General features: G+C 70.5%; 15 protein-coding genes. 2 read left to right on the top strand and 13 right to left on the bottom strand.

What is annotated here, in order from left to right:
- Window positions 1-70: 70 nt before the first annotated feature.
- The 13 genes from WMF11_RS36145 to WMF11_RS36085 form a co-directional block, all read right to left on the bottom strand.
- Window positions 71-1,576 carry a hypothetical protein gene (locus WMF11_RS36145; protein WP_437973964.1) on the bottom strand — a complete coding sequence of 502 codons (1,506 nt, stop codon included), beginning with the start codon at window positions 1,574-1,576 and terminating at the stop codon, window positions 71-73.
- 99 nt (window positions 1,577-1,675) lie between these two features.
- A complete protein-coding gene (locus WMF11_RS36140; RefSeq protein WP_437973963.1) occupies window positions 1,676-2,335 on the bottom strand; it encodes a sulfite oxidase heme-binding subunit YedZ in 660 nt (219 codons plus the stop codon).
- A gap of 2 nt (window positions 2,336-2,337) precedes the next feature.
- Window positions 2,338-3,393 carry a protein-methionine-sulfoxide reductase catalytic subunit MsrP gene (gene msrP / locus WMF11_RS36135; protein ID WP_437544016.1) on the bottom strand — a complete coding sequence of 352 codons (1,056 nt, stop codon included), beginning with the start codon at window positions 3,391-3,393 and terminating at the stop codon, window positions 2,338-2,340.
- A 47-nt stretch (window positions 3,394-3,440) separates the two neighbouring features.
- On the bottom strand, window positions 3,441-4,223 hold the full coding sequence (locus WMF11_RS36130; protein WP_437973962.1) for a DUF5995 family protein: 783 nt from the start codon (window positions 4,221-4,223) through the stop codon (window positions 3,441-3,443).
- A gap of 1,160 nt (window positions 4,224-5,383) precedes the next feature.
- Window positions 5,384-6,157: a succinate dehydrogenase/fumarate reductase iron-sulfur subunit gene (locus WMF11_RS36125; protein WP_437294365.1), complete on the bottom strand. Its 774-nt coding sequence runs from the start codon at window positions 6,155-6,157 to the stop codon at window positions 5,384-5,386.
- Window positions 6,157-8,070 (bottom strand): fumarate reductase/succinate dehydrogenase flavoprotein subunit, encoded by a 1,914-nt coding sequence (locus tag WMF11_RS36120; RefSeq protein WP_437544012.1) that lies wholly within the window; start codon window positions 8,068-8,070, stop codon window positions 6,157-6,159. The genes WMF11_RS36125 and WMF11_RS36120 overlap by 1 nt, the downstream gene beginning before the upstream one ends.
- Before the next feature lie 19 nt (window positions 8,071-8,089).
- The gene (locus WMF11_RS36115) at window positions 8,090-8,785 is read right to left on the bottom strand and encodes a succinate dehydrogenase cytochrome b subunit (RefSeq protein WP_437544010.1); all 696 of its coding nucleotides are present in this window, start codon (window positions 8,783-8,785) and stop codon (window positions 8,090-8,092) included.
- A 160-nt stretch (window positions 8,786-8,945) separates the two neighbouring features.
- The gene (locus WMF11_RS36110; RefSeq protein WP_437973961.1) at window positions 8,946-9,806 is read right to left on the bottom strand and encodes a response regulator; all 861 of its coding nucleotides are present in this window, start codon (window positions 9,804-9,806) and stop codon (window positions 8,946-8,948) included.
- Window positions 9,807-10,124: 318 nt separating this feature from the next.
- Window positions 10,125-10,973, bottom strand: a complete 849-nt coding sequence (gene ureG, locus WMF11_RS36105) for an urease accessory protein UreG (protein WP_437973960.1) — start codon at window positions 10,971-10,973, stop codon at window positions 10,125-10,127.
- Between the two features lie 9 nt (window positions 10,974-10,982).
- Window positions 10,983-11,645: an urease accessory protein UreF gene (locus tag WMF11_RS36100; RefSeq protein ID WP_437973959.1), complete on the bottom strand. Its 663-nt coding sequence runs from the start codon at window positions 11,643-11,645 to the stop codon at window positions 10,983-10,985.
- Window positions 11,646-11,778: 133 nt separating this feature from the next.
- Window positions 11,779-13,494 (bottom strand): urease subunit alpha, encoded by a 1,716-nt coding sequence (gene ureC / locus WMF11_RS36095; RefSeq protein ID WP_437973958.1) that lies wholly within the window; start codon window positions 13,492-13,494, stop codon window positions 11,779-11,781.
- Window positions 13,491-14,201, bottom strand: a complete 711-nt coding sequence (gene ureA, locus WMF11_RS36090) for an urease subunit gamma (protein WP_437973957.1) — start codon at window positions 14,199-14,201, stop codon at window positions 13,491-13,493. The genes ureC and ureA overlap by 4 nt, the downstream gene beginning before the upstream one ends.
- A 54-nt stretch (window positions 14,202-14,255) precedes the next feature.
- Entirely contained in the window at window positions 14,256-15,119 is an 864-nt protein-coding gene (locus WMF11_RS36085) for an urease accessory protein UreD (RefSeq protein WP_437973956.1), read from the bottom strand.
- 447 nt (window positions 15,120-15,566) lie between these two features.
- On the opposite strand from WMF11_RS36085, the gene WMF11_RS36080 reads away from it, so the two are divergent.
- Window positions 15,567-16,913 (top strand): class I SAM-dependent methyltransferase, encoded by a 1,347-nt coding sequence (locus tag WMF11_RS36080; protein WP_437903756.1) that lies wholly within the window; start codon window positions 15,567-15,569, stop codon window positions 16,911-16,913.
- A gap of 100 nt (window positions 16,914-17,013) precedes the next feature.
- A complete protein-coding gene (locus WMF11_RS36075) occupies window positions 17,014-18,129 on the top strand; it encodes an aminopeptidase (protein WP_437973955.1) in 1,116 nt (371 codons plus the stop codon).
- Window positions 18,130-18,168 lie beyond the last annotated feature (39 nt).

Below are 18,168 nucleotides of genomic sequence, written 5' to 3'. Positions count from 1 at the left end.
GAAAACGCCGATCTGGGCCCGTCTCCTGTGCGGGTGACCGCCGCTCTGCGACGCTCGTACCAGGGGCGCTCTAGAAGTCCTTGATGCTGCCGCGGCGCCCCTGGAACCCTCCGAAGACGTACCGGTAGGCCGAGAGCACGGCGTACGAGAGCTCCTCGTACTGGTAGATCTCCTCCATCAGCGGGATCGGGTCCTGATAGAGCGTGTCGCTCGCCACGATCCTGGGCCACGGCAGGCGGTCCGGGTCGGCGCCAGGGACGCCGGCCTCCTTCATGACCTTGAGGAACTCGTGGGCGAGGAGGCCCTGGCCGATGACGCTCGGGTGAACGCCGTCGAGGCTGACGATGCCGCCGGCCTTGCGGCGCCCGGCGCGATCGACGTGGTAGAAGCGGGTGTCCATCGGCGGCGCGACGTTGGCCGCGAAGTACGCGGGGAACTCGTACGCCGGCTCGCCGCCGGTGCGCCGGTACGCGAGCCGGTCCAGGCCGCCGGAGACGTCGACGAGGTGATACCGGGGCGCGCGGTGGCGGGCGTTCTTCTCCTCGATGAGCCGGACGAGCTGCGCGTTGCAGGCGTCGACCGTCTCGTCGATGCGCCGCGCGTCCGCGGCGGTGAGGTGCGGCGCGCCCGCCTCGATCAGGCGGGTGCCCCGAGCGAGCGGGGGATAGGTGTAATAGGGGTAGTAGCGCGGCAGGCCGGGCAGCGGGTCGCCGACGCCCGTGGCGATCGGCACGATCGTCACGTGAGGCACGTTGGCCACGAACACCCGCCAGCCCGGGCTCTCGTTGCGCCGCATCAGGGTGTCGACCCGGTCGAGCAGCTCGCCGTACTCGGCGACGAAGTCGTCGGGCATCCAGAGGTTCCACTGCGCCCGGGTCCGCTCGTCGAAGCTGAGCGAGGCCGGCCGCCGCTCGGGCCTGTCCTCGGTCGCCGCGACGCTGAGGAGGATCGCCGAGCCGACCGCGTTGTTGGGGCCGAGCCAGAGGAGGAGGTTCTCGACGCCCTCGCCGCGCGCGTGGTGGCCGAGCCAGTCGAGCTGGCTGTACCCGTCGAGGCGCTCGTCCCGCGACGGGTTGAGGACGCGGAGCGCGGTCCGGTAGAACGCCGCGTTGGGCCCCTGGAAGAAGCCGTCCCTGGCGCCGGGCGCCGCCGCGATCCGCTCCCTGCAGAGCCTCGGGGTCACGAGCCACGCGTCGGCCACGTCGAAGCCGTACACCGAGACGTTGTGGAACCAGGAGACGCTCCCGCCGCGGTAGCGGCCGGCCCCCTCGCCGCGCTCGTAGTACTCCTCGGCCACGTCGAGCACCCGGTTGATCTCCAGGAGGACGGCGGCCCACTCGAGCCTGTCGATCGTGGCGCCGAAGGCGAGCTGGAGGCGGCGGAGCACCACCTCGAGATCGAGCAGCAGCCCGTGGGCGGGGTAGTCGGGCACGCGGTACGCCGGGCTCGACAGCGCGTCGCCGACGTCGACGCCGAGCGCATGCGCGATCCACGTGGAGTACGCGAGCTGGGTGCGCGCCGCGCCGAGCGACATGAAGCCTTGAGAGATGCTGTCCCCGATGGTGAAGAGCCTCATGACGCCGTCCTCACGCGTTCCACGTCGAAGCCCCATGGTACCTGAACGCGCGTCGCCGCGCGGCAGGTTCGCCGCGCGGCGACGGCGCGACGCTGGCGCTCAGCGCGGCGCCGCGCGTCTGTGCAGGACGGCGCTCACGATGCGCACGGCGAAGAGGAGCGCGAGCAGCGCCGCGTAGATCATCGGCTCTGTCGCGTCCTTCTTCACGCGCAGGAAGAAGTGCACGATCCCGAGGACGGCGGCGGCGTAGGCGAGGCGGTGCAGGCGCTTCCAGCGCGCGGCGCCGAGGCGCTTCAGCATGCGCGCGGTCGACGTCGCCGCGAGCGGGACGAGCACGAGGAGCGCGACGAAGCCGGCGAGGAGGAAGGGGCGCTCCGTGAGGTCCTCGACGATCGCGCGCACGTCGAGGCCCTGATCGACGATCGCATACGTCAGGAAGTGGGCGCACGCGTAGAAGAACGCGAGCAGCCCGAGCGCCTTGCGGATACGCAGCGGAAAGGTCCAGCCCGACACGAGCTTGAGCGGCGTCGCCGCCAGCGAGGCGATGAGCAGCACGAGCGCGAGCAGGCCGAGCTGGTTCAGCGCCTCGGCGACGGGGTCCGGGCCGAGCGCCCCGGCCCCGGCGCGCAGGCCGAGCACGACAAGCGGGATCAGCCCGCCGGCGACGACCGCGGGCGGGAGCCAGCCGAGCTTCCGGCCAGCCGGCACGCCGGCGGCGGCAGCGCGCGGCGGCGACATCGTCCTCGCTGGCGTGCGCATCGTCAGAAGCTCTCCCGCAGGTCCATCCCGCTGTAGAGGCCGGCGACCTCCTCCGCATAGCCGTTGAATGGCAGCGTGGGGCGGCGGCGCAGCTCACCGATCCTCCGCTCCGTCGCCTGGCTCCAGCGCGGGTGATCCACCGCGGGGTTCACGTTCGCATAGAACCCATACTCGTCCGGCGCGGCGCGGCTCCAGCTCGTCCCCGGCTGCCGCTCGGTGAGCTTGATGCTGACGATCGATTTGCACCCCTTGAAGCCGTACTTCCACGGCACCACCAGGCGAATGGGCGCTCCGTTCTGGCCGAGCAGCGATTTGCCGTAGAGGCCCACGGCCAGCATCGTGAGAGGGTGCATGGCCTCGTCGATCCGGAGCCCCTCGACGTAGGGCCACTCGAGCACGTCGCTCCGCTGGCCGGGCAGCTGCTCTCGATCGAGCAGCGTGGTGAACTGGACGTACCGGGCGCGAGAGGTCGGCTCGAGGCGCCTGAGCAGCGCGCCCAGCGGGAACCCGAGCCAGGGGATCACCATCGACCACGCCTCGACGCAGCGCATTCGATAGACGCGCTCCTCCAGGGGAAACCATCGGAGGAGGGTGTCGAGGTCGATGACCTCGGGCTTCTTCACCTCTCCCTCGCACGCGACGGACCAGGGGCGGAGCCTGAGCCGGCCGGCGTTCTGGGCCGGCTCCGATTTGCTCAGGCCGAGCTCGTAGAAATTGTTGTACGAAACGATGTCCTCGTAGGAGGTCCGCGCTTCGTCGGTGACGAACGGGTCTCTCGAGCTCGTCCCGGAGGACGACGCGCCGGCGGCCAGCGGCCCCGGCGGCGCTGCCGCGCTGCCGAGCGGCGCGGCGGCGCTGCCGAGCGGCGTGGCCTCGCCGCCGGGGGCGCCGGCCGCCGAGAGGCGCGCCGCGCCGCCCGTGAGCCAGACGAGGCCGCCGCCCATGGCCGACGCGGTGCCGGCGAAGAGCGCCGCGTTCTTGAGGAGCTCGCGCCGTCGCAGGTAGAGCGCTGGAGGGGTGATCTCGCCGGCGGGCGGTTCCTTGGGCAGCTTGCTCATGCCCCCATTCTACGATCGGGCGGGGCTCCGGTTGCGGTCGGTCGCGATCACGCGGCCCTTGACAGGAGGCGGAGCGCCGAATGCGGCGCCTGGTGGAGCGAGGGCAGCGCGAGCATCTGGGCGATGCGCGTGGAGCGCCGCTCGATCCCGCGGGAGAGCGCCGCCCGCTCGCTCCCGCTGCGCGCGGCGAGGAGCGCCAGGACGTCGTCCCAGACCCGCTCGCGCCACCGCGAGAGCATCTCCATCGACACCCAGACCGCGAGCTCCGGCGCGGTGTCCAGGAAGAACGCGCTGAGGGGGCAGCCATGCCGCGCGGTGAGGCGCGCGAGCGCCTCGATGACCGAGGCGCGGAGCAGCGTATTGATCTGATCGTGATCGTGCTTGAGCCGCGCGAGCATCGCCCGGTCGGCGTCGTGCCCGAACTCGACGATCGTCGCGTGGATCCCGAAGATCAGATCGTAGTTGATGTGGGCGCTGAAGCCGAGCAGCGCGTTCTGCACGGGGGGCGTGAACCGCGACGCCGTGCTCGCGTACGCGATGTGCCAGGCGCCGCAGTCCTGCGCCGCGCCTCGATCGCACCAGCCGAGCGTCTCGAGGTACCGCTCGCAGAACCGGCCCGCGAGCCGCGAGATCCACGCCGGCTCGAGGAACATGCCATCGCGTCGCTCGACCTGCGCCGCGACCGCGCGCGTGACGATACCGTAGACGTCGGTGAAGGCCGCTCGCCGATCCCCCGCGGCGAGGAGCCGATCCGTCACGGTGTCGAGAGCAACGGCAGCATCGTGGACGCTCGTCGGATGCAGATTAAGGCCGTCGATGCAGCACCTCATGAAGTTCCCCTCCTACTTCTTCGCTCGTCCAAGAGACCTGTCTGATGTTCGAACTCCCGCATCCGACCAGCCTCGCAGACCCCGGCGCGCGCCGAAGGCGCGCAGCGCGAACGGCGCAGCAGGGCGCCGTCAGGCGATCTGCCCGGCCCCCGTGGGTCTGATTTGCGGTCCCGGTGCGCGTCGTTCCCGTGTGGAAAGCGGATCTCCTGATCCGCCGGGAGAAAGGTCGCCGCGGCCGTTGCCTCTGGCTTCTCCTCCTGCCGGCCCTCCCCTCGAACCGGCTTCCGCAGAAGAGCGATACTCGATGCGATCCTCGACGCGCTCGCCGCGGGATGCCCCCCCTCGCTGCGGCGCTCTAAGTTCGACCTAGTCTACGACATGGTGTGGGGTGACCACAATTGTCTTATGACGACTGATCCCGTTCAGGACAATTTCGAGGTTATTCCAACTCGTGACCTCGAACAAGTGCCTGTTGACCCTGACACGTTTCATTGCGGCGCGGGAGAGCGCCACGGCATCTTCGCGGTTGCGCTGCTACTGGAGCGACGGCTCGTCACACCTGGAAAGCCCCCACTGGCATGGGCGCGAGTCGCGACGAGATGTTCTCGAAACATGCCGAGTGCTTATCCCACGTTGACTGTACGGTTGGAGCTCGGGATGTGAAGATTGTTTAGGAAGTACCTGAGTCGGTGATCAGGAAACTCCTGGCCTGTTTTCCACAGGTGGCCTGCAAAATCTTGTGCTTTTGGTGAAAAATTGTACGAAAACGGGAGATGACGGCGGTCTCGTGCCACACCTGCGGCGGCCGTCGGGATCGTGCTGGCGCACCCGCGGCACCAGGGCTCGCCTGTCATGCCGCGGGGCCCTGTTCGGGTGCGCCTCGCGCCGAGGCGCTGCAGCCTGCGCCTGCAGGCACCGGGGGCCGGCCGTACGGGCGGGGATGGGCCGAAGGGCCGGCCTGACCCCGCGGGCCACAGGCGCACGCTTGGCGCGGCGCGTCGGGCGGCGAGCCGGTGGTCAATCCAGGGCGCGCCCGCCCTGGCGGCGGGGTGACGGCGACGGAGCGCCGCCGTTCATGACGTGCGGGAGGAGGGCGTTCGCTGTCGAGGAGAGGGGAGGGAAGCGCCGCCGGCTTCGGGCGAGGCCGGCGGTGCGGCGCTTCAGCCGGTGCCGCCCTTGGCCTGCACGTCGCGGTGGACCAGCGTCGCGCGCAGGTAGTCGCGGTTCATCTGCGCGATCATGTCGAGGGGGATCTCCTTCGGGCAGACCGCCTCGCACTCGCCGACGTTCGTGCAGTGGCCGAAGCCCTCGACGCGCATCTGGGCGACCATGTTGAGGCTCCGCTGATCGCGCTCCGGCTGGCCCTGCGGCAGGAGGTTCAGGTGCGTGAGCTTCGCCGCGGTGAAGAGAGAGGCGGACGCGTTCGGACAAGATGCGACACAGGCGCCGCAGCCGATGCACGCCGCCGCGTCCATGGCGCGCTCGGCGACCACCTTCGGCACCGGGATCGCGTTCGCGTCCGGCGCGCTGCCCGTCGACACCGAGACGAAGCCGCCCGACGCGATGATCCGGTCGAACGCGCTGCGGTCCACCGCGAGGTCGCTTACCACCGGGAACGCCTGAGCCCGCCACGGCTCGAGCCACAGCACGTCGCCGTCCTTGTAGTGACGCATGTGCAGCTGACACACGGTCGTCCCACGGAGGGGGCCGTGCGCCTGGCCGTTGATCATGAAGCCGCACATGCCGCAGATGCCCTCGCGACAGTCATGATCGAACGCGATTGGCTCCTCACCCTTGAGGATGAGCCGCTGATTGAGCACATCGAGCATCTCGAGGAAGGACATGTGCTCGCTGACGTCGGGCACCTCGTACGTGACGAACCGGCCCGCTTCGTACTTGCCCTTCTGCCGCCAGACATGGAGGGTGAGGCGCATTATTTGTAACTCCGCTGCGTGGGGTGAACCTCGTTGAACTGGAGCGGCTCCTTGTGGAGCTCCTGGGCCTGACCTTCGCCTCGCCATGCCCAGGCGGCGGCATAGGAGAAGCGGTCGTCGTCGCGCTTCGCCTCGCCCTCGGGCGTCTGGTGCTCCTCGCGGAAGTGCCCGCCGCACGACTCCTCCCTGTCGAGCGCGTCACGACACATGAGCTCTGCCAGCTCGAAGAAGTCGGCGACACGCGCCGCCTTCTCGAGCTCCTGGTTCAGGCCGGTGCCGGTCCCCGAGACGCGGACGTCGCGGTGGAACTGCTCGCGGAGCTCCGGGATCCGCGTGAGCGCGCCCTTGAGCCCGGCCGCGTTGCGCGCCATCCCGCACGCCTCCCACATGATCTTGCCGACCTCGCGGTGGAACGAGTCGGCCGTGCGCGAGCCGTTCGCGCCGAGCAGCTTGTTCAGCCGCGCGCTCGCGTCGCGCTCGGCGTCCCTCACGGCGGGGTGGAGATCGTCGACCCGCTCGAGCTTCGTCGACGCGAGGTAATCGCCGATGGTGTAGGGGATGATGAAGTACCCATCCGCCAGGCCCTGCATCAGCGCGCTCGCCCCGAGCCGGTTCGCGCCGTGGTCGGAGAAGTTCGCCTCGCCGAGCACGTACAGGCCGGGGATCGTGCTCATCAGGTTGTAGTCGACCCAGAGCCCGCCCATCGTGTAGTGGATGGCCGGATAGATGCGCATCGGGACGCTGTACGGGTCGTCGCCCGTGATGCGCTCGTACATGTCGAAGAGGTTGCCATAACGCTCGGCGATGGCCGGCTTGCCGAGGCGCCGGATGGCGTCCGAGAAGTCGAGGTACACGCCGAGCCGCGTCGGCCCCACGCCGCGGCCCTCGTCGCATACCGCCTTCGCCGCGCGCGACGCGACGTCGCGCGGCACGAGGTTGCCGAAGCTCGGATAGCGGCGCTCGAGGTAATAGTCACGCTCGCCGTCGGGGATGAGCTCCGGCGGGCGCGTGTCGCCCGGGTTCGCGGGCACCCAGATGCGGCCGTCGTTGCGGAGCGACTCGCTCATGAGCGTCAGCTTCGACTGGTAGTCGCCCGAGACCGGGATGCACGTCGGGTGGATCTGCGTGAAGCAGGGGTTGGCGAAGAGCGCGCCGCGCTTGTGCGCCCGCCAGATGGCCGTTGTGTTCGACCCCTTCGCGTTCGTCGAGAGGAAGAAGACGTTGCCGTAGCCGCCCGACGCGAGGACGACCGCGTCGCCGAGGTGCGTCTCGAGCGCGCCGGTGATCAGGTCGCGGGTGATGAGGCCGCGCGCCTTGCCGTCGATGACGATGAGGTCGAGCATCTCGGTGCGCGGGTACATCTTCACCTTGCCGAGGCCGATCTGCCGCTCGAGGGCCTGGTAGGCGCCGAGGAGGAGCTGCTGGCCCGTCTGGCCTCGCGCATAGAACGTGCGCGACACCTGCGCCCCGCCGAAGGAGCGGTTCGCGAGCACGCCGCCGTACTCGCGCGCGAACGGCACGCCCTGCGCGGCGCACTGGTCGATGATGTTCACGCTGATCTGCGCGAGCCGGTACACGTTGGCCTCGCGCGCGCGGTAGTCGCCGCCCTTCACGGTGTCGTAGAAGAGGCGGTAGATGCTGTCGCCGTCGTTCTGGTAGTTCTTCGCGGCGTTGATGCCGCCCTGCGCGGCGATGCTGTGGGCGCGGCGCGGAGAGTCCTGGAAACAGAAGCTCTTCACGTTGTAGCCGAGCTCGGCCAGCGTCGCGCTCGCCGCGCCCCCGGCGAGGCCGGTGCCGACGACGAGGACCGTGTACTTCCGCTTGTTCGCCGGGTTGACGAGCTTCAGGTTGAAGCGGTGCTGGTCCCACTTCTTCTCGATGGGACCTTCGGGGATCTTCGCATTGAGCTGCATGATGACGGGGGCTCCGGGCTCAGCGGACGATGCCGAACAGGACGGCCAGCGGGACGGATGAGAAGCCGGCGAAGAGCAGGATCGACGACGCGGCCGCGAGCTTCTTGAGCGCCGGCGTGTAGCGCGGATGGCTGAAGCCCACCGACTGGAACATGCTCCACGCGCCGTGGTAGAGGTGCAGCGCGAGCAGGCCCATCGCCACGACGTAGGCAATCGCCGCGGGCGCCGAGCTGAAGCCCTTCACGACGTTGTCGTAGGCGTCGAGCGGCACGAAGTCGGGGTGCACGGTGCCCGTCGTCAGGTGGAGCAGGTGATAGACGATGAAGGCGGCGAGCACGCCGCCGCTCAGCAGCATCGTCCGCGCGGCGACGTTCGGGCGCCGCTGCCCCTTCACCTGGTAGGGGACCGGCCGGGCAGCGCGGCTGTGCTGCGCGAGCGTCACGCCCGTGTAGACGTGGACGATGAGGGCGGCGAGGAGGACGATCCGCGTCCCCCAGAGCAGGGAGGGCGTCCCGTGGAGGAAGGCGGCATAGTCGTTGATCTTCTCCCGGCCGAGGAAGACCTGCAGGTTGCCGGTCATGTGGCCGATCACGAAGCCGAAGAAGATGACGCCGCTCAGCGCCATCGCGATCTTCTTGCCGACGAGGTCCCGGTAGAAGGTCGCGGCGCGCTGGGCCCTGGCGGGGAGAGTCGATGGTGCAGCGGTGGGGCTCATCGCTCCCCTCCTTTAGTGGGGTGCGAACGCGTTCGCCAGAGGGAATCTTGAGCTCGATCGCCGAAGAATTTGCGGGCGCTCGCCGCAGATCTCGGCGCGGACGCGCGCGCCGCGCGCGGACGCGCGCTTCATCCATCCCCGATCATCCCGCGCGCGAGCTTCAGGCGGCGCAGGGGCCGAGCGAGCGCCGTACCTTGTGGCCGTAAAAGGCGAGCGCGAGCTCAATCGCGAAGATGCCGATGGCCTGCTCCTCCTGGCTGGTGAACGCAGGCAGGCGCTCGTCGCGGAGCACCACGAGGCCGCCAAACGAGCTCTCGCCCAGGCGGAGCGGCGCGACGATGGCGGCGCCGAAGCGATCGCCCTCTGCGGTACAGAGGAGATCGGGCGCGTCGTCCGCGGACAGGCGGACAGGCGCGAGCGCGCCCTCGATGCGCCCGGCGAGCCGCGCGATGAACGCCGCGGACACCTCGGCGCCGGAGGCCGCCTGGTACAGGGCGGCCCCTTGATCGAGCGCCAGCGAGAGCGCCGCGCTGGTCGTATAGACGACCTTCGCCGCGAGATCCACGGCGCGCTCGGGGAAGTCGTCCCGCGAGAGGGACGCGACGAGGGCGGCGCTCGCCTGGTGGACGGCCGCCACGGCGTCGAGGTGGGTGCGCAGCATCGCCGCCTCGAGCATCCGCTTCAGGTCGTCGATGTCGTAGGGCTTCGCCAGCATGTCGTACGCGCCGCGCTCGATGCACTCCACGGCGGCCTGCGCGCTCGAGCACGGGGCGCCGACGATGATCTCGAGGTCCGGGCTGAGCGCCTTGAGCGCGGCGATGGCCCCGGCGCTCTCCATGCCGAGCGTCCCCACATCGGCGACCACGAGGTCGAAGCGGCGCGCCTTGACGAGCTCGATCGCCGCGGGCCCGCTCTCGGCGCAGGTGACGTCGAAGCCGCCCTGGTTCAGCTCGAGCGCGAGCCTGTCGAGGACCCTCTTCTCGGCGTCCACCACCAGCACATGGGGTCGGGCCTGGCTCACTGATGCCTCCTCCTCTGGTCTACGACGGGTGCGCCGCGCCGCCTCGCCATCCGGCGCTGCCGTGATCGCGTGACGACCGCGGCGGTCGTGGTGGAAGCCGCTCCGCCCGGCGGAGCCCTCTCCGCCCTCTACCACCCGTCCGAAGTCCGCCTACGGTCCAATAGAACCGGTATTCCAGCGAAACGGAAGTCGAAGCGGCGTTGCCGCTGTCCTCCTTTAACAGGGGGCGACGCCGCGCGCCCGGCGCAGATGTGCTCCGGTATGCCGACTCCTGTGGAGCGTGAGCGCTTCTCGCAGCGGGAGGCGCGCGATAGAGGCCTATTTCGCGGGGGGCGCCGTGGTGGTCGCGCGGCGCATGGCGGAGAGGATGTGGTCAATGATCTCCGGAACTCCTTGGCTCCGGTTGCACTGCGCGAACAGGAACGGCCCTTCGCCGCGCATCCTCCGGGCGTCCCGCTCCATGACGCCGAGGTCGGCGCCGACGTGCGGCGCGAGATCGGTCTTGTTGATGACGAGCAGATCCGACTGCGTGATGCCCGGTCCGCCCTTGCGCGGCACCTTGTCGCCGCCGGCGACGTCGATCACGTAGATCGTGTAGTCGACGAGCTCCCGGCTGTACTGGGCGGCGAGGTTGTCGCCGCCGCTCTCGACGATGAGGAGCGCGGGCGCGACGTGATCCATGAGGTCGTCGAGCGCGACGAGGTTGTGGCTGATGTCCTCGCGGATCGCCGCGTGCGGGCAGCCCCCGGTCTCCACCGCGCGGATGCGCTCCGGCGGCAGCGCCTTGTTGCGGTGCAGGAACTCGGCGTCCTCCTGGGTGAAGATGTCGTTCGTGACGACGCCGAGCGGCATCCTGTCGCGCAGCGCGCGGCAGAGCGCGAGCACGAGCGCCGTCTTGCCGCTGCCGACGGGCCCCCCGATCCCCACCGTGAACGCGCGCGCCGAGAAATCCCGGTCCTTCGGCGCCTCCCGCTCGCTGAAGAGCCCCGGATTCGCCCAGTGCTCGTGCGTGTGCCCGTGCGTGTGCTCGTCTCCGTGCGCATGCGCGTGCCTGTGGCCACCCCCGCGAACGTGGTCGTGGTCGTGGTCGTGGTCGTGGTCGTGGTCGTGGTCGTGGTCGTGGTCGTGGCCGTTGTGCCCATGCCCGTGCTCGCCGGGGTCGTGCATGCTGTCACCTCACGATTGAAAGAGACGCGAGTAGAGCCGATCCTGCGTGGCCCCGAAGAGATCGAGGAGCGGCGCCGGCTGCGCGAGCTCGTCGACGCCGTGATCTCCACACTCATGGAGCACCGCGTCGAGGAGCGGCGCGCTCTCGAGTTGCAGTCGCTGTGCCTCCAGCGGCCCGATGAGCCCGAGGCGCACCGCCGCCGAGACGACGCCGCGGAGCGAGGCGTGCAGGTAGACGGCCTGCGCGTCCTCGCGCGGGACGCCGAGCGCCGCGAGGGTCGCGCCGAACGCCGGCGCGTGGTGGCCCAGCGCCTCCCGCGCCCGCACGGCGGCGTCGAGGCGGCGGATCTCGGCGGAGGGGAAGACGCGCGCGCTCGTCGCGAGGAACGCGCGGCCCTGCGTCCGGCTCGCCCGGTTCGCGACGTGGTTCACGAGGAAGGCGTCGCAGGCGTCGTCGACGGCCGCGATGTCGAGCGGCCGCTCGTGCGCAGCCCGCACGAGCGGCAGCGCGCCGAGGCCCACCTGCCAGAGCGCGCTCGCGACGAACGACGAGAGCGCGCCCCCGGGTCCGACCTCGCCGAGCTGCACCGCCGCCTCCAGGCCCGCGGAGTGCGCGAACCCTCCGACCGGAAACGCGGAGTCGGAGAGCTGGAGGAGGAGCCACCTGTTCATGCGCGCGGATGGAATCAGACAGAATCAGACAGGATCAGACAGAAGCAGAGGGGAGCGGACGGAGGCCAACGGAAGCAGACGGAGAGAGCGGTGAACCCGCAGGCGCGGAGCGGCCGAGGGCGGGCTCCACGCCTCAGAAGAGGCTGTACCTCTGCGCGAGGGGCAGGATCTTCGCGGGATCGCAGCGGAGGAGCTCGCCGCCGGCCCGCACCTCGTACGTCTCGGGATCGACCGTGATCGGCAGGAGCGTGCTGTTGAGGCGCATGTCGGCCTTGCCGATCTTGCGGCACCGGCGGACCGCCGACAGGCGCTTCTTCAGGTCGAGCCGGCGGATGCTCCCCTCGTCCATGGCGCGGCTCGACACGAACGCGATGCTCGTCTCGCCGACCGCCGCGCCGAGCGAGCCGAACATCGGGCGCATGTAGTACGGCTGAGGCGTCGGGATCGACGCGTTCGGATCGCCCATCTGCGCCCAGGCGATGAGGCCGCCCTTGATGACGAGCTCCGGGCGCACGCCGAACATCTGGGGCCGCCACAGCACGAGGTCCGCGAGCTTGCCCGGCTCGACCGACCCGATCTCGTGGGACATGCCGTGCGCGATGGCCGGGTTGATCGTGTACTTGGCCACGTAGCGGCGGATGCGGAAGTTGTCGTTGTCTCCCTGCTCCTCGGGCAGCCGGCCGCGCTGATCCCGCATCTTGTGCGCGGTCTGCCAGGTCCTCGTGATCACCTCGCCGACGCGGCCCATCGCCTGGCTGTCGCTCGAGATGATGCTGATCGCGCCGAGGTCGTGCAGGATGTCCTCGGCCGCGATGGTCTCGCCGCGGATGCGGCTCTCGGCGAACGCCACGTCCTCCGGGATGTTCCGGTCGAGGTGGTGGCAGACCATGAGCATGTCGAGGTGCTCGTCGAGCGTGTTGACCGTGTACGGGCGCGTCGGGTTCGTCGAGCTCGGGATGACGTTCGGCTCGCCGCAGATGCGCAGGATGTCGGGCGCGTGCCCGCCGCCCGCGCCCTCGGAGTGGTAGGAGTGGATCGTCCTGCCCTTGAACGCCGCGATGGAGTCGTCGACGTAGCCCGACTCGTTCAGCGTGTCGGTGTGGAGCGTGACCTGGATGTCCTCGTGCTCGGCGAAGCTGAGGCAGCAGTCGATGGCGGGCGGGGTCGTCCCCCAGTCCTCGTGGAGCTTCAGCCCGACGGCGCCGGCGCGCACCTGCTCGAGCAGCCCCTCGGGCGACGAGGTGTTGCCCTTGCCCGTGAGGCCGATGTTGAGCGGCAGGACGTCCGTCGCCTGCAGCATCAGGGAGATGTGGCGGGCGCCCGGGGTGCACGTCGTCGCGTTCGTGCCCGTCGCCGGGCCCGTGCCGCCGCCGACGAACGTCGTGACGCCCGCCGCGAGCGCCTCGTATCCCTGCTGCGGGCAGATGAAATGGATGTGCGCGTCGACGCCCCCGGCCGTGACGATGTGGCCCTCGCCGGCGATGACCTCCGTCGTCACGCCGACGACCATGCCCGGCGTGACGCCGGCCATCACCTTCGGGTTGCCGGCCTTGCCGATCGCCGCGATGCGGCCGCGCTTGATGCCGATGTCGGCCTTGTAGACGCCGGTCCAGTCGACGATGAGCGCGTTCGTGATGACGCAGTCGAGCGCCTCGTCGTTCGAGGCGCCGGGCATCTGCCCCATGCGATCGCGCAGCACCTTGCCGCCGCCGAACTTGCACTCATCGCCGTAGGACGTGTGATCCCGCTCGACCTCGGCGATGAGGCCGGTGTCGCCGAGCCGCACCCGGTCGCCGACCGTCGGCCCGTAGATATCGACATAGTGCCGCCGCTGCATCCTGTGGCTCATGCCTGCTGCTCCTCCCGCGCGGCGTGCGCCGCCCCGTGCGGGCCGACCTGCACCAGCGTGATCGTCTTCTCGTCGCCCGGCTCGAAGCGGACGGCGGTGCCCGCGGGGATGTCGAGCCGCATCCCCGCCGCCGCCGCCCGGTCGAACTCGAGCGCGCGGTTCGTCTCCGAGAACGGGTAGTGGCTGCCCACCTGGATCGGCCGGTCGCCCAGGTTCTTCACGGGGAGAGAGAGCCTCCGCCGGCCGGGGGAGAGCTCGATCTCGCCGGGCTTCACGAGCACCTCGCCGGGCGTCACGAGCACCTCGCCGGCCGTCACCTCTGCCTGGCCTGCGGGCTGGAAGAGCGACACGTCGGGCACGGGGAGGAAGCTGCCGTAGAGCGCCAGCGCGAGATCGCCGTGCTCGAGCGCGATCGGGTGGTGGACGGTGACGAGCTTCGTCCCGTCGGGGAAGGTCCCTTCCACCTGGACCTCGGCGACCATCTCGGGGACGCCGGCCATCACCTGCGCGCGCCCGAGCAGGCGGCGGCCGACGTCCATGAGCTCGGCGACGCTGCGGCCGTCGCGGATCAGCTCGAGGATCTGCGTCGCGATGAGCGCGACGGCCTCCGGGTAGTTGAGCCTGACCCCGCGCGCGAGGCGCTTCTGGGCGAGGAAGCCCGCGCCGTGCAGCACGAGCTTGTCGAGATCACGAGGCGCAAGGTGCATGTTCGCCCTCTCTCCGGCGCGGCGACGCCGCGGCTTTGCCGGCGCGGCGCGACGCTACCACTTTCGTGCGAACGGATCATCACCGAGCTCACCCGCGAGGAAGCCGAGCGCGCCGCGGAGGAAGCCGGCCACGCGCTCGACGCTCGTGCCCGCGACGCGCACGACGGCGCCGCCGCCCCGGAGCGGGCTGGCCGACGCGACGAGCTCGGCGCGCCGCTCGGGCGGCGGCCGCGCCGCGAGCAGCGCCTCCGCCGCGCTCGCGGCGCGCGGGCCGAGCGCGACGAGCGTCGCGAGCGCGTCGAAGCGCCCCATGCGCTCGGGCAGCGCGCCGTGCGCGGGATCGAGCCGCGTCGCGTCGAGCAGCACGGCCCGCCCGCCGCGGCTCACCCGGATGCGCGACGCGTACCGGTCGAACGCCCAGCGCTCGCCCCGCGCGCTCCGGCCCGAGGACAGCGCGTCGACGAGCACGAGCGACGCGTCGTCGGCGAGCGCGACGTCGACGTCCTGCTCGTACCGCGAGCCCGCGAAGCAGACGACCGGATCGGGGACCGAGACGAGGAGCCCGCCTGCTTGAACCTCGGCCTCGAGGCGCTGGCGGCTGCCGAGGGGCGAGCGGTAGACCTTGGTCGAGGCCTGGGTGCTGAGCAGCGCGGCGGCCCCGCGACCGACGCGCGCGTGGAGGTGGAGCTCGTCGCCGCCGACGAGGCCGCCGCCGAAGCTCGCGACGAACACCCACGCTGCCTGCCCGTGGTTCTTCGGAGCGAGCAGCTTGAGCGGGCTCCTGGCGAGCGCCTTCTCGAGCACGGTGCGCGCTCCGACTCGCGCGAACACGAGCTCACCGCTGCCGGCCTTGCCTGCGCGCCGCCCGGGCGGCGGAGGGTCTCGCGGGGCGGCGGGAGGATCGCTGGGCGTGGTCACGGGCCGGCGTGCGTACCACGGACCGCGCCCCGGCCGCGAGGGAGCACAGGCGCGTACCGGGCGCGAGGGAGCACAGGCGCGTACCGGGCGCGAGGGGCGCAGCGCACACAGGGGATGGGTAGGTCACGCGACGAGGAACACGACCAGGAAGGTAGGGAGAAATTCGAGTCATCTTCCCGATTTCCCTCCTTCGCCTGGAACATGAAACATCCCGGACATGTGAGCATGCTGTCAGGACTCTCCCGAACACCACTACGGTGTTATGAGCGAGCCAGCCACTGCGTTCCTCCTGTCCCTGACGACAGCGCGTGTCCGGGGTGTCATCCGGCCGCTGTGGGCGTTCCGTGACTCGCTGTGATGTCGTTTGCATGGATGACATGTTGCTTGACGGGAAAGCCCAGCTCGGGTCAGCTCGTCGGGCGGCCGGGGGGCCGCGGAGGGGGTCCGATGTTCATCGTCAGGAAGGGCGAAATGGCGCCGTGGTCTCGTCGGTTCAAGGAAGCGGCGTCGCGCCTGCTGGAGCGCCACGGCGAGACCCCGTTCGAGCTGCGCTTCTGGGGGGGCGAACGGCTGCGCTTCGGCGCGGGCGCGCCCGAGTTCGCCGTGACGTTCAGGACGCGTCGGTCGCTCTGCGAGACGGCGCTCCGGGGCACGCTCGGCCTCGGTGAGGCGTATGTCCGGCGCGAGGTCACGTTCGAGGGAGATCTCGAGGACTCGCTCGCGGGCCTCTTCCAGCTCGCTCGGTCCGTGGAGGCGCGCCTGCCGCGCCTCGTGCCCGCGTCGTCGTCGTTCGACCGCGGCCTCTCGGGCGTGCTCGACGCGCTCCGGCTCGGGCTGCTCTCCGGGGCGGCGAAGCGCGAGAGGCTCGCCGTCGAGCGTCACTATGGGCTAGGCAACGACTTTTACCCTCTTTACCTGGACAGGCGCCTCCAGACGTCGTGCGGCTACTTCAGCTCTCCGGGCGAGACGCTCGACGACGCCCAGGCCCACAAGATCTCCCTCGTCGCGCGGAAGCTCGCGCTCCGGCGCGGGCAACGGCTCGTGGATCTCGGCTGCGGATGGGGGCACCTCATGTTCCACGCCGCGGAGGCGTACGGGGTGCAGTGCCTCGGTATCACCCTCTGCGAGAACCAGGCGAGGTACATCCGCGAGCAGGCGGCGGCGCGGCGGCTCCCGGTCGAGGTCCGCGTGATGAGCTGCGACGAGCTCGAGGACGAGCCGCGGTGGGATCGGCTCGTCTCTCTGGGCTCGATGTGCCATGCCGGCGAGCGCCGTATCGAGGTGTTCTATGACAGGGTGAAGGCGCTGCTCGCCCCGGGCGGCGTGTGCCTGCTCGAGAGCGTCACGAGAGAGCAGGAGTCGTCGCGGACTGACCCCTTCCTGCAAAAGCACATCTTCCCGGGGTACTGGCCTCCTTCGCTCCAGGGGATGGCGACGCGCGCCTCGGCGCGCGGCCTCGACGTGCTCGACGCGGAGAACCTGCGGCGCCACTCCGCGCTCACGGCGCGCTGCTGGCGCCGTAACTTCCTGGAGAACAGGGAGAAGATCGAGCGGGTCACCGGCTTCGACGGCGCCTTCATGAGGACGTGGGAGTTCTATCTCGCGTGCGCGGCCGCCGCGTTCCGCAGCGGGCACCTCGGCGCCATCCAGATGGTGCTGGCGAACGGGGCTCCACGCGACTACCCCCTCGCACGCGAGCCCCTCTATGCCACGGAGGAGCCCTCGTTGCGGGAACGCGCCCCCATCGTCCCGGCCGTGCAGCTCAGTTCGTGGGGGGCGGCGCTGCCGTCCTGATCTGTCGGGCGCGCCCCGCGCGTGCCGGTGGGGCGCGCGTCGCGCGCGTCGATCGCGCGGAAGAGCTTGTTAAGCCCGCGCGGCCAGCTATCAGCTAAGGATGAGCGAAAGGCTTGCGGCCAGCGCCCGTCGCGGCGCCGCGCCCTCGTGGTCCGTGTCGCGCCCTCGCTCCGCGGCGCGCCTGGTCTGCGCCGCCGCGGGGCTCGTCGCGCTCTGTCTCCTGCTCGTATCGTGTACCCAGGTCCGCTACATCGCGCAGGCGGGCGTCGGCCAGCTCTCGATGGCCTGGCGCGCCGAGTCGCTCGAGGACGCCGCCTTCGACGCCCGCAAGCCGTGGCGGACGCGCGCGCTGCTGCGCGAGGTCCCGCACATCAAGCGCTTCGGGGAGCGCCACGGGCTGACCCCGACCGGCAATTACAGGACGTATGTCGAGCTCGATCGCCCAGCCGCGGTCTGGGTGGTGAGCGCGTGTGAGCCGCTGCGGTTCCGCTCGAAGACATGGAGTTTTCCTATCGTGGGTACGGTCCCCTACATGGGGTGGTTCCATCTCAAGGATGCCAAGGCGTTCGCGGCGCCGCTCAAGGCGGCCGGCTGGGACGTCGACGTGCGTCCGGCGGGCGCCTACTCGACGCTCGGATGGCTCGAGGATCCGGTCCTGTCCACGATGATCTCGGACGGGGACGAGGCGCTCGGCGACCTCGCCAACGTGGTGCTCCACGAGTCGCTGCACGCGACGCTGTACGTGAAGGGGCAGACGAGGTTGAACGAGAGCCTCGCGAGCTTCGTCGGGGACGAGCTCACCAAGCATTACCTGGACGAGCGGGTGGGCCCCTTCTCCGCGGAGAAGACGGCCTACATGAGGGAGATGGAGAGGAGCGAGGTGCGGACGCGCGCGCTGCACGCGGCCTACGTCCACCTCAATCGGCTGTATGCGTCCCCGGCGCCCGACGCCCAGAAGCGGGCGGAGAAGGACGCGGTGCTCGCCCGGCTCAAGGCCGACATCGGGGCGCGGCGTCCGATCAACAACGCGTCGCTCGTGCAGTTCCGTGTCTACAACTCGGGGACTCCGGAGCTCCGGGCGCTGCTCGCGACCTGCGGTGGCAGCTGGCCGAGGTTCCTGGGCGCGTTGCGGAGGCTCGAACGCCACAGGTTCTCCGAGCCCCAAGAGAACATCGCCCGGGTGGTCGAGCCGCTGATCGAGGCCGGCTGCAGGTAGTCCAGCGAGCTGCGCTGTGCGCCGCGAGCTGCGCTGTCG

The organism is Sorangium sp. So ce295 (genome assembly GCF_051527405.1).
In the GTDB taxonomy this organism is placed as follows: Bacteria; Myxococcota_A; Polyangia; order Polyangiales; family Polyangiaceae; genus Sorangium; species Sorangium cellulosum_B.
Note: the sequence above shows the minus strand (reverse complement) of the source record. Positions and strands in the feature narration are given on the sequence as shown.